We start from the raw sequence: 15,803 nt of genomic DNA, 5'->3' as shown, positions 1-15,803 counted from the left end.
TCCCCGCCCACGCCACACCACTCGCGGCGGGCGGGTGGCCCACGCCACGCTGCCCCAAGGCCACTACGGGCTGATTAGGGTGAGCTCGTGGAGAGTCATGGGGCCGGCGTGCTGGAGATCGCGGACGAGCTGACGGAGGCGTACGTCGAGGTGTTCACGGCGCCGCCGTGGCAGCACCGGGATCCGGACGAGACGCGGGTCGCGTTCCGGCAGCGGCTGCAGGGCGACGCTCGGCGGGACGGGTTCCAGGCCTGGGTGGAGCGGTCCGATGACGGACGGATCGCCGGGTTCGTGACCGGTTGGATCACGCCGGCACCGTTCCGGACCGATCGGTCCTACGGGAGCGTGCAGAAGCGGCTCGGGCCGGAGCAGGTCGAGGAACTGCTGGTCGGTGCCTTCGAGATCGACGAGCTGGGTGTGCTCGCGCACGCCCGCGGGACGGGACTCGGGCGGCGGTTGCTGGAGACTGCGACCCAGGAGCAACCGCGCGCCTGGCTACTGGCCTGGAACCAGAATCACGACACGCTCGCGTTCTACCGCCGGATCGGCTGGCAAGAACCACCCGTCCGGGGCCCCGAGACCGACATCGTCGTCTTCGTGTCCCCGAATCAGCCGCTCAGAGGCTGAACAGACCGGTGGCGTTCTGCCACATGATGGCGTCGTGCTCGGTCGGGGTCAGGTTGGCGGCTTCGAAGGCGCCCAGGGCGACCGAGGGGTCGATGAGGGTGGCGTCGGTGCCGAACATGAGGCGGGAGTGGCCGATCTGGTCCAGGACCCAGCGGATCCTGTTGGCGTCGGGGGCGGACCAGCACGGCTCGAACCAGATGCGGTCCGAGCGGGACGCGGCCTCGGGCAGGTGCGGCCAGCCGAAGGCGCCCATGTGGCCGGCGATCACCTGAGCGTCCGGGACGCGGGCCGCTACGTCGGCGAGGTCGAGGACGTTCTCGCCCCATGTGTGGACCAGGGTGGGCAGCCCGAACTCGGTGGTGAGCTCGATCGCGGCCTGCATGCCGGGAGACGCGATCGGGGTGCGGCTGTACTCGGTGTGGATCTTGGCGCCGACCCACCGCGAGCGACCGTCGCCGGCGAGCAGTTCGTCGAGATCGGCCCGGGCCTCGTCCAGCCGGCGCGGGTCGACCACCAGCATGCCGCGCAGCCGCGAGTCGGCCGGGAGTTGCTCCGCGAGCGAACGATTCCCCGCGGGCGCGTCGTACACGATCGCCTCGATCGCGGAGACCAGTTGGACGTCGATGCCGAAGCGGTCGATCAGGTCGATGTTGACGTCGATGCTGCGCACGTCCATGGAGAAGAACCACGGACCCCAGTGCGCGTGTACGTCGATCAGCATGCCGGCTCCAGGAGGTTGGTCAGGGACTTGCTGCCGGCCTGGGCGATCTCGGCGGTCGTGAGCTTCGAGGTCAGCAGGCGCCGGACCACGGAGTGGGTCTCGTGGAACGGCGTCCGGCAGCCGAGCAGCAACCGCTCGGCGCCGACCTCAGCGGCGACGATCTCCAGCGAGTCCGGCCCGGTGAGCATCCGGGTCGAGGTGTGGAACCCGCTCTCCGCGCGGGCCAGCACGATGAAGTCGCCGAGGTGGTAGAAGTGCGTGTCGAGGAACACGACGCGCGCCCCGAGGCCGCGGAACGGCGTACCGATCTTGCGTACGTCGCCCTCCACGAAGATCGTCAGGTCCGCCTCCACCAGCAGCCGCACCACGTGGTCGAACGACGGGAAGCCCGGCTCCACACCCTGCGCGGTCGGCGCGAGCCGGATCGTCCGCGACCGGTCCGGCTGGGCCAGGATCCGCTCGAGTTCCCGCTCGGCGCCCAGCACGTCGCGCAGGTCGAGCACCGGACCCGCGGACCAGCCGTTGCTGTCGGCAACCTGCCGCGCCTCGTCGTTCCCGGTCGGTACGTCGAAGTGCACTGCCCGCAGCGAGGACACGACACCACCGGAGATCCCGGTGGCCTTGAACACGTCCTGCACCGCGTCGGGGCGACTCCAGCGACCGGTCGTGACGTCGTGCCCGACCAGTACGTCGCAGTCCAGCAGGTGCGGAGTGTCGTTCATCAGGCCTCCCGGGCCAGTGCGCTGTGGACCTTGCGGATCGCGGCGACGATGTCGTCGACGTCCGCGTCGGTGTAGTTCTCGTTCCAGGGAAGGACCAGCAGCCGGCTGTTGATCAGCTCCTCGGCGTTCGGGCAGAGGCCGGGCGGATACTCGACGTCCTGCAGTGGGAACCGGGACTGCCCGTAGGTGATCCGCTCGCGCACCGCGGGCGCGGCGTACAGCGGGCTGGTCAGATACCCGCCGACCGCGGGCACGCCTTCGGCGGTCAGGGCCGCCGCCCACTCGTGCAGGTCGCCGGCGACCTCCGGGTCGATGATCAGCGGGTACTGCCAGTAGACATGGTCGCCACTGTCCGGCGGCGTCGCGATGCCGGCCAGGTCGCTGATCCCGGCCGTCGCGCGTGCGGCGCCGGTACGACGATCCGCGACGATCTCCCGCACCCGTGACAACTGCGCTCGGGTCACCGCCCCGGCCAACTCGGTCATCCGGTAGTTGAGAGCGAGGAACAGATAGGTCCGCTCGTCGGTGTCGCGCGGCCAACCTTTGTCGGCGAACAGCCGCATCCGCCGGGCCACGGCCGCGTCATCGGTGACCACAAGACCACCGTCGCCGGCGCTGATGTGCTTGGTCTGCTGCAGGCTGAAGCAGCCGATGTGCCCGATGCGCCCGGCGAACGTGTCGCCGACCGGAGCGAGGTAGGCCTGCGCACAGTCCTCGATCAGCACGATCCCGTGCTGATCGCACAGCTCCCGCAGTTCCCGGATCGGGGCCGGCTTGCCGAACAGGTGCACGGCCAGCACGGCCTTCGTCCTCGGCGTGATCGCGGCGGCGACGGCAGCCGGATCGAGGTTCCCCGTGATCGGGTCGACGTCCGCGAACACCGGTACGGCGTTCTGCATCATGATCGGGAACACCGTGCCCATGTCACTGATCGGCGTGGTGATGATCTCGTCACCCGGCTCCGGATTCACCGCCGCGACCGCGAGGTGCAGCGCCGCCGTACCCGAACTGCACGCGACCGCATGCCCGGCGCCCAGCAGGTCCGCGAACTCCCGCTCCAGAGCTGGGACCTCGGTGCCCCAGGTCGCCGAGAGCATGCCGCTGCGCAGCACCCTCTCCACGGCCTTGACCTCCTCGTCGCCGAACCGGCGGCCGGAGGAGTCGAACACCGACGGCAGGGGAGTGGTGCGCACCGGGGTGCCGCCGTCACGGGCGAGCGTGGTGTTGTCCATCGAAACGCGTCCTCACGTGGTTGAGGTTGCTTACGGCAACGGTAGTTGGACGAGATCGCGGTCGGCGAGACCCCAGACGACGTGCCGCCGGCCGGACACCGGGGTCACCTGAGGCACGGTGTACCACCCGTCGCCGAGGTTGTTCACCAGCAGCTCCGCCTCGGCCAGGCCGGGACCGAGCCGGTACAGATTGCCGCCGAAGTTCGTTTCACCATAGACCCCGGAGCGGTCGGTGAAGATCTGGCCGTAGCCCGACAACTTGTTGGTGCCACGGACGACCGCCATCGTCTTGAGGTCGTACGTGAACCAGCCGCCGCTGGTCCGCTTCAGTACGCCGTACAGGATGCCGTCCTTGATCGCGACGCTCTGGATCGAGCGCTCACCGGCGAGCGGCTCGGCGGTCCACAGCAGTCGCCGACGGCCGAGGTCGAACGCCGCGATCGCGGCCGAGGTCCGGGTCGGGGTGATCCCGCCACCACCGACGACGTCGCCGCCGATGTAGGCGATGCCGTCGTCGATCGCGACCGTCATCACACTCTGGTCCGGGAGGATGCCGTAGTGGACGTCCAGGCTGCCGGTCCTCGGGTCCAGGAGCGTGAGCGCGCCGGTGAGCTTGCCGGTGCCTGGTGCCGACGCAATCGCGAGCAGCTTCGATTTCGGGTCGTACGCCGCCTGCCACGGGCGCTGCTGGTCGTGGCCGATCGTCCCGAAGCTGTGGACCTCGTTGCTGCGCGGGTTGATCCGCACCACCTCGGTGCTCGGGTAGAGGGCGCTGTACAGCTCTCCGCGGAGCCAGGTCAGGGTCTTCGCCTCACCTGGCACCCGGATGCGCCGACCGGTGCCTGCACCCGGCGGGACGGTGTGTTCGGTCACGACCCAATGGCCCCCGACGTAGAGGTGCGGATCGCCGAGCTGGATCGACTGGGGCTTGTCCGCCGCCGGGGTGAAGCCGGCGTCGATCAGATCGAGAAGTTCGAACTCGCCGGTGGCGACGTCGAGCCACCAGAGCACCCCGGACCCGGTCGAGCCGAGGAGTGTGGTCGTGTTGAGGAGGTGGAGCCTGCGGTGCTCGTCTGCCGGCGCCGGGGTGGCGACCGCGGTCAAACTCGTGTCGCTCGGACCGCAGGACCAGACCGTCCCCGAGCCGCGGGTCGTGACGTACGCCGTACCGTCCGTTCCGACTGTGATCGCGTCGATGCTCGTCTCGCCTGCGGGCAGCGCGACGGTCCGGACGTCGGTGCCATCGAGAGCCATGCTGGACAGCGCTCCGTCGCTTCCCGCGAAGAGCCGATCGGTCGTCGCCGCGAACGGGCCGAACTTCTGCCCGCGGATGGGCTCGGGCGTGAGATCGCGGAACTCGCCGCTGCTCCGGTCGTAGCCGATCAGCTCCGAGGGCGTGTAGATCCCGGCGTACACGAAGTTGCCCGCGGCGCCGACGTACCGTCCGTACTGCGCTCCGGTGACCGGCGTGCCGAGGCGGGTGAGCGCGTTGGTGCTGGGGTCGATCTGCCAGATCGTGCCGTTCGGATAGCTGACCGCGAAGACCTGGCCGTCGGGCGCGGTCACCATGTCCCAGACGAATCCGCCGGCTCCGGCCAGGCTGCCGACGCGGGCGACCGATCCGGTCGCCGGGTCGAAGCAGTACACGTCGGCGACCGGATACAGCCCGACGTACACCTTGCCGGCGGCAACTGTGATGCCCCAGCCGCCTTCGCCGACGGGGAGTTCGACGGTCCTGGTGACCCTTCGCGTGGTCAGATCGATCTCGCTCAGTCGCGGTGGCACGATGCCCCGGCTGACGACGTACGCGCGCCCGTCGTGGACGGCCATCGCCACGACGGCGGCGGTCAGGCAGGCGGGACCGAAGGTCGGCAGTGTGCTCCCGTCGATCGGGCCGTCGCCGGCCGCGGCGACGCTGGGGACGGCAGTGGCAACGGTCGTGATCGCGGCCCCGGCCAGGAGCGTACGGCGTGAGAGCTGGGTCATCGGCTCACTTCTCCCGCGGCAGGTTGCCGATGCGGACCAGATCCCGGCCCTTGATCGTGTAGAGGGCATCGCCGGTGGGCGACGTCGTGATCAGCGGGTAGCTGTAGATCTGCGCGGCCAGCCCGTCGACGACCGTGGTCACCGTCGGCGCGCCCTCACGGTTCGGGACGAGTTGGAACACGCGCTGACTGTCCGTCCCGAAGAGCCCGGAGCGCGCGATCGTCAGCCGGCTCTGACTGGTGCCGAGGACAACGGTCGAGAGCAGCTTGCCGGTGTGCGGATCCAGCACCGCAAGACGCCCGTCGTCGGTGGTCGCGTAGAGCTTGCCACGGTAGGTCAGGAGGTCGCTGTAGCTCTGGGCGCCGGCCAGCGGTGCCACTTCCCACAGCGTGCGGTTGCTGCGAAGGTCGAAGGCGACAACCGTTGCCTCGGGCAAGATTGGCGTCGTACCGAGGCTGTTGCGCGTCGCCCCACCGAGGTAGGCGATACCGGAGTCCGTGGTGACGGAGCGGACCGACTGGTGCGGTACGACGCCGCGGTGGACCTCGCGCACACCCGTGTCGAGGTGCTGCTCGGTGAGCGTTCCGTCGTACTTCCCGTAGTCGGGCTCGGTCGCGATGAGCCAGGTCCGCGAGCGGGCGTCGTACGCGTCGTCGGTGGGGCGGGTCTGCTCGTTGCCGATCTGGCCGAGCTCGTGCAGGCCGGAGCCGTTCGGCTTCATCGTCCACAACCGCGCGAGCGTGTAGACGCCGAGATAGACGTCATCGCCAACCGGGGTCAGGGTCTTGGCCTCACCTGGCAGGAAGGTCCGCGTGCTGGTGCCGGTGGCGAGATCGTGGACCTGGATGCCGGCCTTGCCGCTGACGAGCACCGAGGTCTCCGTGGCCGCGATACCCATCGCCTGCTCGGGCGCCGGTGGCAGGCCGGCCTGGCCGAGGTCGGAGCCGCTGAACGTGGCCGTCGCCTCGTCGAAGTCGACGACCTGGCTCGTCAGCTCGGCCCGGATCGTGGATCCGTCGACGAAGATCCGGTTGAAGTACGCGCCGTCGTACGGCGAACCGAGCGGTGTGAGCGTGGTGCCGCGGTACCTGTAGAGCGTGCCGGACGGCCGGGTGCCGAGGTAGACGTCGCCGGTCGGCGGGTCGATCGTGATAGCGGTGACGTACTGGTCTCCGCCGGGCGTCTGCACCTCGACCGGGTTGCTGAGGTCGGCGGTGTCGAACAGCAGCATCGTGCCGGTCGGCGAGAGGCCGGCGGCGAGCGTGCTGCCGGACAGGGTGAGCGTGGCGACGAACGTGCGGTCGGCGTACTTGGCCGGGAGTACGTCGTGCCGATCGCCGGTCGCGCGGTCGATAGCGATCAGGTGGGCCTTGGTGCCGACGCCCGCGTAGATGGTGGTCGCGTCGGCGGCGATGCTACGCACGTACTGCTCGCCGGCGATCGCCGCGCCGTAGGACTTCGTCGTGCCGCTGGCCGGGTCGTACTCGTGGACGGCGCCGTCGGGGTAGGTACCGGCGACGATCTTGCCGTCCGGGGTGGCGGCGATCGACCAGATGAACGAGCCGAACTGCGCGACCTTGGTGGCGGAGCCGGTCGCGGTGTCGATGCGGTAGACGTCGCCGGGGGTGTACAGGCCGACGTACAGATCGGTGCCGATGTGCGCCATGGCCCAGGCGCCGGCGCCGGTGGGGAGCGCGAGTTTGCGATCGACGGTGCGCGTGACCGGGTCGAAGGCACCGACCTGCACCGGGGAGACGCCGGACGTCACGGTCCAGATCCGGTCACCGACCTGCTCGGCCACGCTGGTCGAGGTGACGGCGGACGCCGGGCCGAGGGTGTCGATCGTGACCGGCTTTTCGGGCTCGGCCGGAACTGCGGCCGTGGCGGAGCTCCCAACACTCAGCAGCGCTGCGCAAACGACGACGGTGCCGATCAGTCTCCGTGTGAACCGCTTGTCCACAAGGCCTCCCGGGATGGGCCGACCGCTATTACGGTCATGGCTGTAATTATCCCGGAACCCTACGCGGGCCCGAATCGGGGCGTCAACAGATCAGAGATGGACGCGGTAGATGATCAGCGGGCGGCCGCTGCTGGGGCCCGCCTGGGTGCCGGTGGCATCGGCCAGGCCGGCCCGTTCGAGGCGGTTGAGGACCCGGCGGGCGGTGCGCGGCTGGATGCCGAGGTGATCGGCGACGGTCCGGGTGGTGAGACCGACGTCGGGGGTCGCGTGGACCAACTCCTGGAGTCGTTCGAGGGTGGCCTTGGACAGGCCGGCGCGTTGCGCGAGGAGTTGGAGCTTCGAGCGTTGCTGCGCGCGGGGTGCGCCGCCGCCGACGAGGACCAGGTCGATGTCGTTGCGCAGCGAGATCACGGCGGCGGTTCGTCCGGCGGTCTTCGCACGGCCGAGGGCGCGGCGGGCCAGTGCCTCGGTCTCGGTGCCCGAGCCGCCGATGCCGAACCCGATGCGCACCGGTCCGAACTGCTCCTTGAGCCTGTTCAGCATGCCGAGCTCGGTGAACGCCGCGGTCGCCTGCTCCAGCGGTCCCCGCGTGGCCACGACCAGGAACCGCTTGTCGTCGTACCGGATGACGCTTCCGCCGAGAGAGCCGGCCTCGCGTCGCAGGGCGCTCTCGCCCTCGGCCGCGATCTCGACCAGGCCGAGCGCGATCTGCGCGTCGTCACTGCGCAGAGCGTCGTGGACCAGGAGCAGACCGTTGACCGCCGCGCGGACCGAGTGGACCGAAGGCGCCAGGCGGAGCGTCGTCTGCTCGGTCCGGAGTTTCTCGTACGCCGACCGGATGCAGGTGATGGCGACGGTAGCGCGGGCCTCGCGATGGAAGGCGAGGACGTCGTCGGAGCTGAGGCCGGGGCGGTACGGGAGGACGCGGATGCCGCGGGTCGGCAGCCCGACCTCGTCGAGCGTCTCGTGCACCTGCGCCTCGTCCAGGATGTCGATGCTCATCGAGGTGATGTCGCGGCCCTCGCGGAGGAGCTGGACCAGCGCGCGCATCAGGGTCGCGCCGGTGTACTCGACATGGACGGCCGGGCGGTCGAGGAGATCGTTCGCCGCGGCGATCTGGTACGGGACGACACCGGTGAACAGCCAGGCGTCGACCGTGGGTGGCGCCTCGGCCATCACCTTCGGGGTGTCGGTCTCGCGGCGGTAGCGCAGCGGCACGACCTCGATGCCGCGCTGGGAGGCGAGGACACGGCCGGTGGACGTGACCAGATCCGACGGACCGACAACCCCGATCGTCGTCACCATCCGCGGTCCTCCTCACTGTGCGCATATGTCCGGCGCGCTCAGTCTCACCAGATCACCGACCCCCTGCAAGAACGCGCGCCGTACGCAGCCGACCGAGGGTTCACCGCGGTCCGCTAGGTTTCGAGCATGACGCGCACACTCGCCACCAGCCACGGTTGGGTTGCCCAAGGTACGGCGCTCTGCGCCACGGCGCTCGCGGACGCGGATCTCGACGCCCCGTCGTCTCTGCCAGGATGGACGCGGAAGCATGTCGCCGCGCACTTGTCCAATAACGCCGAGGCGCTCGGCAACCTGGTGCACTGGGCGCGGACCGGTCAGGAGCGGCGGATGTACACGTCGCGGGAGCAGCGCAACGCCGACATCGAAGCCGGGTCGCAGCGTCCCGCTGGTGAGCTGCTGCAGCGGTTCCAGCAGACCGCGCAGACCCTGGCCGAGGCCATGTCCGAGCTGACCGAGGGGCAATGGCAGGCCCAGGTGCTGAGCGCGCAGGGGAGCCCGATCCCGGCAACCCAGGTGCCGTGGATGCGCAGCGTGGAGGTGATGATCCACGCCGTCGACCTTGACGCCGGCGTCACGTTCGCCGACCTGCCGTCCGACTTCCTCGAGGAACTCTGCGCCGAGGACCTCGCGAACAGCGAGACCGACCCGCAGGTGCACGGTCCGCTGCACCAGCGCGCGGCGTACCTGACCGGCCGTCCCTATGAGGACGTGCTCACGCCCGACGGCAAGCCGGCGCCACCACCGCCGCCCTGGTTGTAGTCGTCAGACCTCGACGTGCGACCCGATGATGACCGTCCGGTCGCGGGGCAGGTTGAAGTACTCGGCGGCATCCGCGGTGATGTGTGACGTGGCGATGAACAGGTGCTTCCGCCAGGTCGCCATCGTCGCCGCCGGCCCCTTGCGCAGCTCGATCTTGGACAGGAAGTAGGAGGCCCGCTCCAGGTCGATCCGGCCCTCGGTCGCCTCCGGGTCGAGCAGAGCCAGCGCCGCGGGCACGTCCGGCGTCTCCATGTACCCGAACCGCGCGGTGACGTGGGTGATCCCGTCGTCGCCGTACCCGAGGTCGTCGGCGGTCACCCGTTGGTCGTCGGCGACGCGCGGCACCGGCTCGGTCTCGATCGAGACGATCACGACATGCTCGTGCCGGACCTGGTTGTGCTCGACGTTCGCCCGCAAGGCCAGTGGTGCCGTCGTGCTGCCGCGGTTGAGGAAGATCGCCGTACCCGGAACCTCCTGAGCCACCAGCCCGCCGGAGCGGAGCTTCTCGATGAACTGGTCCAGCGGGCCCTCGAGCCGTTCGCGTTCGGCGGTGACGATCGCGCGGCCGCGTTGCCACGTGGTCATGATCGTGAACGCGGTGAGCGCGATCAGCAGCGGCAGCCAGGCACCGTGCAGGATCTTGGTCAGGTTCGCGGCGACGAACAGCAGGTCCACCGACAGCAGGAGGACGGCGCCGGTGACTATGATCCAGCGCGGGGTGCTCCACCGGATGTGCGCGACGTAGAAGAACAGCAACGTGGTGATCGTGATCGTGCCCGTGACCGCCATGCCGTAGGCGTAGGCGAGTGCCGCCGAACTGCGGAACGCGAAGATCAGGGTCAGCACCGAGACCAGCAGCAGCCAGTTGATCCACGGCACGTAGATCTGGCCGATCGTGGTTTCCGAGGTGTGCGCGATCCGCAGCCGCGGGAGATAGCCGAGCTGCGCCGCCTGGGACGCGACCGAGTAGGCCCCTGTGATGACCGCCTGCGCGGCGATCACGGTCGCGGCTGTGGTCAGGAGTACCAGCGGCAGCCGGGCCCAGTCCGGGACGAGCAGGAAGAACGGACTGCTGAGGTTGGATTGGTCCTCGAGGATCAGCGCACCCTGACCCAGATAGCTCAGCGTGCAGGCCGGCAGGACCATGCCCAGCCAGCCACGGGTGATCGCCCGGCGCCCGAAGTGACCCATGTCGGCGTACAGCGCCTCGGCGCCGGTGACGGACAGGACGACGGCGGCGAGGGCGAAGAACGCGAAATGGAAGTGGCCGGTCAGGAAGCCGACCGCGTACGTCGGTGACAACGCCCGGAGGATGCCGGGATGCTGGACGATCCCACTGATGCCGCAGGCACCGATCACCACGAACCAGACGATCATCACCGGACCGAACACCTTGCCGACCGCCGCGGTGCCACGCCGCTGGACCAGGAACAGTACGACGATGATCACCGCGGTGATCGGTACGACGTAGTCGGCCATCGACGCCTCGACGGTCTTGAGTCCCTCGACCGCGGACAGCACCGAGATCGCCGGTGTGATCATGCTGTCGCCGAAGAACAGCGAAGCACCGAAAATGCCCAGTGCGGCGAGCACGAACGCCGCCCGGCCGCCGCGCTGGCTGCTGCCCCAGCGGCGGAGCAGCGTGATGAGGGCCATGATGCCGCCCTCGCCGTCGTTGTCGATCCGCATCGCCAGCACGATGTAGGTGAGCGTGACGATGATCATCACCGACCAGAAGATCAGCGAAACGACGCCGTAGATGTTGTCGGTGCTGACCGGGACGGGATGCGGGTCCTCGGGGTTGAACACGGTCTGCAACGTGTAGATCGGGCTGGTGCCGATGTCGCCGAACACCACTCCGAGTGCCGCGACGATCACCGCCAGCCGCACAGTGTCCCGCGCAGAGCCGTGGGGCGCACCAGAAGCATTCACGGGCCGGAACCCTACCGCCCCGGGGTGACCATTCCGCGGACCGACGTCGAGAACCGGCGGACCACTCCGACGTACCAGGTGACCGAGAAGGAGGGACCTGATGAGTCCGGAGCGGATCCTGCGTACGTACGTCACGCTCAGCGCGGTGGCGACCGGGGCATCGTCGATGATCTGGGGCATCAACACGTTGTTCCTGCTCGACGCCGGCCTGAGCATCGGCGAGACCTTCGCCGCGAACGCGTTCTTCACGGTCGGCATGATGCTGTTCGAGATCCCCACCGGTGTCGTCGCCGACACGGTCGGCCGGCGGGCGTCGTACCTGCTCGGTGCGGCGACCCTGTTCGGGTCCACGCTGCTCTACCTGGTGCTTTGGCAGCAGCACGCGCCGTTCGTCGCCTGGGCGGGCGCCTCAGCGCTGCTGGGGCTGGGGTTCACGTTCTTCAGCGGTGCGACTGAGGCTTGGCTGGTCGACGGCCTGCACGCCACTGGGTACGACGGTGAGCTGGACGCCGCGTTCGCGAAGGGCCAGATCGCGAACGGCGTCGCCATGCTGGTCGGCTCGATCTCCGGCGGGTTGCTGGCCCAATGGACGAACCTCGGTGTCCCGTACGTCGTCCGCGCGGTCCTGCTCGCGGTCACGTTCGTCGTGGCGTGGCGGTCGATGCGCGACGTCGGCTTCACGCCGAAGCCGCGGGTGTCGGTGGCCGGTGAGATGCGCGGCATCCTCCGGGCATCGCTGACCCACGGGCTGCTCAATCCGCCGGTCCGCTGGCTGATGCTCGCGGGTCTGTTCGGGGCCGGCGTCGGCGTCTACGGCTTCTACGCCGCGCAGCCGTATCTCCTCGAGCTGTACGGCAACCCCGATTCGTATGCGGTCGCCGGGCTGTCGGCCGGACTCGTCGCCGGTGCGCAGATCGTGGGCGGCGCCTCCGCGGCGTACCTGGGTCGCCTGTTCCGCCGTCGTACCACGCTCATGCTCGTGGCGACCGGTGTCACCGTGCTGACGCTGGTGCTGATCGGCCTGGTCTCGGGCTTCTGGATGGCGCTCGTGCTACTGAGCCTGTGGGCCGTCATGTTCGCGGCGATCGGGCCGGTCCGGCAGGCGCTGCTCAACAGCCAGATCCCGTCGGCCCAGCGAGCGACGGTGTTGTCGTCGGACAACCTGCTCGCCTCCGGCGGCGGGGCGGTCATCCAGCCCACGCTCGGCCGGTCCGCCGATGTCTGGGGCTATGGCACGGCCTACCTGATCAGCGCGGTGATCCAGCTCCTCGCCGTACCCTTCCTGCTGCTGGCCGGACGGAGCTGGGCCCGGACCAGTCGCAAGCCCCTGGAATCGCTATCGTTGCCGGCGTGACGGGTCGGCTGATGGTGGTCAACGGTGGGTCCAGTTCGGGGAAGTCCGGGATGATCCGGTGCCTGCAGGCGATCCTGGACGAGCGCTGGCTGACGTTCGGGGCGGACAGCTTCGTCGAGGCGATGCCGGCCGCGATGCAGGCGTCGGACGACGGGATCCACATCGGCCCGAACGGCGAGGTCGTGGTCGGCCTCGAGTTCAGGCGGCTGGAAGCGGCCTGGACGGCTGGGATCGTCGCGATGTGCCGGGCCGGTGCGAACGTCGTCATCGACGACGTGTTCCTCGGCGGAGCCGCATCGCAGCAGCGCTGGCGGGACGCGGCCGGCGAGGTCGAGATCCTCTGGGTCGGAGTCCACTGCGACCCCGAGGTAGCTGCCGGGCGCGAACTGGCCCGCGGCGACCGGGCGGTCGGGATGGCGGCTCTGCAGGCCACCCTCGTCCATCAGGGCGTCAGCTACGACGTCGAGGTCGACTCGAGTCACATGGAGGCGCTGGACTGCGCCCGGACTATCGCCCGCCACCTGAAGTAACAGCGTCCTCGACCCGCACGAGAGCGGAGCCGATCCGCGCCCGGTGATCAGCGGCGACCTCAGCCTCGTCGTCACCGGCCAGAATCCGGCGGATCGATTCCAGGTGGACGGTCCGATACGCAGCGACCGCCAGGGCGGCGGTGAGGCGAGCATCGGGTACGCCGGTGGCCTCCATCGCAGCGGCGATCGCCTGTTCGAGGTGGTCGAGCAGCTCGCGAGCGCGTGACTGCAGCGCACGTGAGGAGTCGACCAGCCGCCAGAACGCCGCGAATCGACCGCGGATCGTGGACAGCGGATGCCCTTCGTCGGCCAGCCTGATCATCAGATCGGACAACGCAGCGACCGCGGAGGTGCCGGAGGAGCGATCGGTGACGGCGGCAACCACCAGGGCCTCGGCCTCCGGGTAGCGGTCGAAGAGCAGGTCCTCCTTCCGGGCGAAGTGGGCGAACACGGTCGGCCGGGCGACGTCGGCGGCCTCGGCGATCTCCGACACCGACACCGCGTCGAAGCCGCGCTCCAGGAAGAGCGCCGTCGCGACGTCGGAGATCCGGGTCCGGAGCTCGGCCTTCTTGCGCTCGCGGCGCCCGGGCGCTGGGTGCTGGTCCACGTCGTCAGGGTAGGTGAACTCGTACTCGATAAAAAGATGTACCGAGTATGAGATTGGTTGCTACCGTAGTGCCCATGCGTCCTCTCGGGGTGAACTACGACACCGGCCTGCAGTACGACGGCCGTTCGACGCGCCGGCGGTTCGACGCCGGCACGGTCCGCGACGAACTGCGGACCATCGCCGACGACCTGCACGCTCCCGCCGTCCGGGTCTCGGGCAACGATCCGGACCGGCTCACCATCGCGGGGGAGGCGGCCCTCGACGCCGGCCTGGACCTGTGGTTCTCGCCGGTCCCGATGGATCTCGAGCCGGACGAGTTCATCGACTTCCTGTCCGGCTGCGCGACGCGCGCCGAGGCGTTGCGGACGAGCGGCCGGGGCGACGTCGTCCTGGTGCTGGGCTGCGAGCTTTCCGTGTTCTGCAAGGGATTCGTGCCCGGCGAGACGTCGGGGGAGCGGTTGTCGACGATGGCCGATCCGGCGACCTGGACCGATCAGGACAAGCTCGCGCAGCTGTACGAGGGCCTCGCGCGGTGGGGCGACGTACAGCAGCGGCTGGTCGCCGCGGCCCGCGCCGAGTTCGGCGGCCGGATCACCTACGCCGCCGGGATGTGGGAGGACGTGAACTGGGAGCTGTTCGACATCGTCAGCATCGACGCGTACCGCGACCAGCAGAACGCGGCGACGTTCCACGACGAGTTGCTGGCCCGCCAGAAGTGGGGCAAGCCGGTCGCCGTCACGGAGTTCGGCTGCTGCGCCTACCGCGGCGCGGCCGCGCGGGGCGGCTCGGGCTGGATGATCGTCGACCGGAGCGTCGACCCGCCGGTGATCAATGGACACTACGAGCGCGATGAGGAGGAACAAGTGGAGTACCTGCTGGAGCTCGTCGAGGAGTTCGACCGGATCGAGCTCGCGGCCGCGTTCTGGTTCAGCTTCGCCGGGTTCGAACTGCCACACCGGCCCGGCGACCCCGCCCACGATCTCGACCTCTCGTCGTACGGGCTCGTCGCGACCGACGACGACGGTCGCTGGCGGCCGAAGCGCGTCTTCGGTGCCTTGGCCGAGCTGAATGGCGGCCGCAGTTGATGGAGTCCGTCCGGTTGGGCGGGACCGGTCTGCGGGTCTCGCGGATCTGCCTCGGGATGATGAGTTTCGGCACCGGTGGCGCCCGGGAGTGGCACCTGGGCGAGGAGGCCGCGGAGCCGATCGTACGGCGGGCAGTGGATGCCGGGGTCACGTTCTTCGACACCGCCGACGCGTACTCGAAGGGCACCGGCGAGGAGCTGACCGGCCGTTTGCTGCGGAAGTTCTTCGGCCGTCGCGAGGACTACGTACTCGCGACCAAGGTGTACTACCCGACTGGCCCCGGACCGAACGACCGCGGCCTGTCCCGAAAGCACATCCTGGACGCGATCGACGCGTCGCTGCGCAGGCTCGGCACCGAGTACGTCGACCTGTACCAGATCCACCGATGGGACGACGAGACGCCGATCGAGGAGACGATGGACGCGCTCGCGGATGTCGTCCGGGCCGGGAAGGCCCGCTATCTCGGGGCGTCGAGCATGTTCGCCTGGCAGTTCGCGAAGGCGCAGCGGGTGGCCCAGCAGTTGACACAGGTCCCGTTCGTCTCGATGCAGAACCACTACAACCTGGTCTACCGGGAGGAAGAGCGCGAGATGATCCCGCTCTGCGTCGACCAGGGCGTCGGCGTGATTCCGTACAGCCCGCTCGCCCGCGGTCTGCTGGCCCGGACCGGAGGAGGTACGACGCGATCCGGGAGCGACCCGGTCGCCGACGACTTGTACGGCGAGAGCGACCAAGCGGTGGTGAAGGCCGTCCACGCGGTCGCCGCGGATCGTGGTGTGCCCCCGGCTCAGGTCGCTCTGTCCTGGCTCCTCGGCGCCCGCGGCGTCACCGCTCCCGTTGTCGGTGCCACCCGCACCCAGCATGTCGACGACGCGGTGGCTGCTGTCGACTTCACGCTCACCGCGGAGGAGCGGGTGCTGGTGGAAGCGCCGTACCGTCCGCATCCGGTGACGACCTGACTGGACCGGCGGGTACAGTCGACG

14 protein-coding genes are annotated in these 15,803 nt (G+C 69.5%); 6 read left to right on the top strand and 8 right to left on the bottom strand.

Annotation, left to right across the window (positions count from 1 at the left end; translation table 11 throughout):
• The first annotated feature begins 87 nt into the window (after window positions 1-87).
• Window positions 88-627: a GNAT family N-acetyltransferase gene (locus AB0I34_RS25445; protein ID WP_360449299.1), complete on the top strand. Its 540-nt coding sequence runs from the start codon at window positions 88-90 to the stop codon at window positions 625-627.
• Here the strand turns inward: AB0I34_RS25445 and AB0I34_RS25440 are convergent.
• From AB0I34_RS25440 to AB0I34_RS25415, 6 genes are all read right to left on the bottom strand, one after another.
• On the bottom strand, window positions 617-1,348 hold the full coding sequence (locus AB0I34_RS25440; protein WP_360449296.1) for an amidohydrolase family protein: 732 nt from the start codon (window positions 1,346-1,348) through the stop codon (window positions 617-619). The two genes, AB0I34_RS25445 and AB0I34_RS25440, sit on opposite strands and share 11 nt — an antisense overlap.
• A complete protein-coding gene (locus AB0I34_RS25435) occupies window positions 1,342-2,070 on the bottom strand; it encodes a hypothetical protein (RefSeq protein WP_360449293.1) in 729 nt (242 codons plus the stop codon). Before AB0I34_RS25435 ends, AB0I34_RS25440 begins: the two co-directional genes overlap by 7 nt.
• Window positions 2,070-3,302 (bottom strand): DegT/DnrJ/EryC1/StrS family aminotransferase, encoded by a 1,233-nt coding sequence (locus AB0I34_RS25430; protein ID WP_360449290.1) that lies wholly within the window; start codon window positions 3,300-3,302, stop codon window positions 2,070-2,072. Before AB0I34_RS25430 ends, AB0I34_RS25435 begins: the two co-directional genes overlap by 1 nt.
• 30 nt (window positions 3,303-3,332) lie before the next feature.
• Window positions 3,333-5,288, bottom strand: coding sequence for a hypothetical protein (locus tag AB0I34_RS25425; protein ID WP_360449288.1), 1,956 nt, complete (start codon window positions 5,286-5,288; stop codon window positions 3,333-3,335).
• 4 nt (window positions 5,289-5,292) lie between these two features.
• Window positions 5,293-7,248: a PQQ-binding-like beta-propeller repeat protein gene (locus tag AB0I34_RS25420; protein WP_360449286.1), complete on the bottom strand. Its 1,956-nt coding sequence runs from the start codon at window positions 7,246-7,248 to the stop codon at window positions 5,293-5,295.
• 90 nt (window positions 7,249-7,338) lie between these two features.
• Complete coding sequence (locus tag AB0I34_RS25415) at window positions 7,339-8,553, bottom strand: helix-turn-helix domain-containing protein (protein ID WP_360449283.1); 1,215 nt, start codon at window positions 8,551-8,553, stop codon at window positions 7,339-7,341.
• Between the two features lie 126 nt (window positions 8,554-8,679).
• Here AB0I34_RS25415 and AB0I34_RS25410 point away from each other — a divergent pair, with 126 nt between their 5' ends.
• A complete protein-coding gene (locus AB0I34_RS25410; RefSeq protein ID WP_360449280.1) occupies window positions 8,680-9,312 on the top strand; it encodes a maleylpyruvate isomerase family mycothiol-dependent enzyme in 633 nt (210 codons plus the stop codon).
• A 3-nt stretch (window positions 9,313-9,315) separates the two neighbouring features.
• On the opposite strand, the gene AB0I34_RS25405 is transcribed toward AB0I34_RS25410, so the two are convergent.
• Window positions 9,316-11,244 (bottom strand): potassium transporter Kup, encoded by a 1,929-nt coding sequence (locus AB0I34_RS25405; RefSeq protein ID WP_360449277.1) that lies wholly within the window; start codon window positions 11,242-11,244, stop codon window positions 9,316-9,318.
• 100 nt (window positions 11,245-11,344) lie between these two features.
• On the opposite strand from AB0I34_RS25405, the gene AB0I34_RS25400 reads away from it, so the two are divergent.
• Complete coding sequence (locus AB0I34_RS25400) at window positions 11,345-12,598, top strand: MFS transporter (RefSeq protein ID WP_360449275.1); 1,254 nt, start codon at window positions 11,345-11,347, stop codon at window positions 12,596-12,598.
• The gene (gene cpt, locus AB0I34_RS25395; RefSeq protein ID WP_360449273.1) at window positions 12,595-13,128 is read left to right on the top strand and encodes a chloramphenicol phosphotransferase CPT; all 534 of its coding nucleotides are present in this window, start codon (window positions 12,595-12,597) and stop codon (window positions 13,126-13,128) included. Before AB0I34_RS25400 ends, cpt begins: the two co-directional genes overlap by 4 nt.
• Here cpt and AB0I34_RS25390 read toward each other — a convergent pair.
• Window positions 13,106-13,735, bottom strand: coding sequence for a helix-turn-helix domain-containing protein (locus AB0I34_RS25390; protein ID WP_360449270.1), 630 nt, complete (start codon window positions 13,733-13,735; stop codon window positions 13,106-13,108). The genes cpt and AB0I34_RS25390 overlap by 23 nt on opposite strands.
• Before the next feature lie 74 nt (window positions 13,736-13,809).
• Between AB0I34_RS25390 and AB0I34_RS25385 the strand changes: the two genes are divergently transcribed.
• Together AB0I34_RS25385 and AB0I34_RS25380 are read left to right on the top strand one after the other, a co-directional pair.
• A complete protein-coding gene (locus tag AB0I34_RS25385; protein ID WP_360449267.1) occupies window positions 13,810-14,820 on the top strand; it encodes a hypothetical protein in 1,011 nt (336 codons plus the stop codon).
• The gene (locus AB0I34_RS25380; RefSeq protein WP_360449265.1) at window positions 14,820-15,779 is read left to right on the top strand and encodes an aldo/keto reductase; all 960 of its coding nucleotides are present in this window, start codon (window positions 14,820-14,822) and stop codon (window positions 15,777-15,779) included. The genes AB0I34_RS25385 and AB0I34_RS25380 overlap by 1 nt, the downstream gene beginning before the upstream one ends.
• The last annotated feature ends 24 nt before the right edge of the window (window positions 15,780-15,803 follow it).

The sequence above is a fragment of the Kribbella sp. NPDC050281 genome (assembly GCF_040655855.1).
Taxonomy (GTDB): Bacteria; Actinomycetota; Actinomycetes; order Propionibacteriales; family Kribbellaceae; genus Kribbella.
The sequence above is the reverse complement of the archived record's forward strand: the minus strand, read 5'-3'. Positions and strand labels throughout refer to the sequence as shown.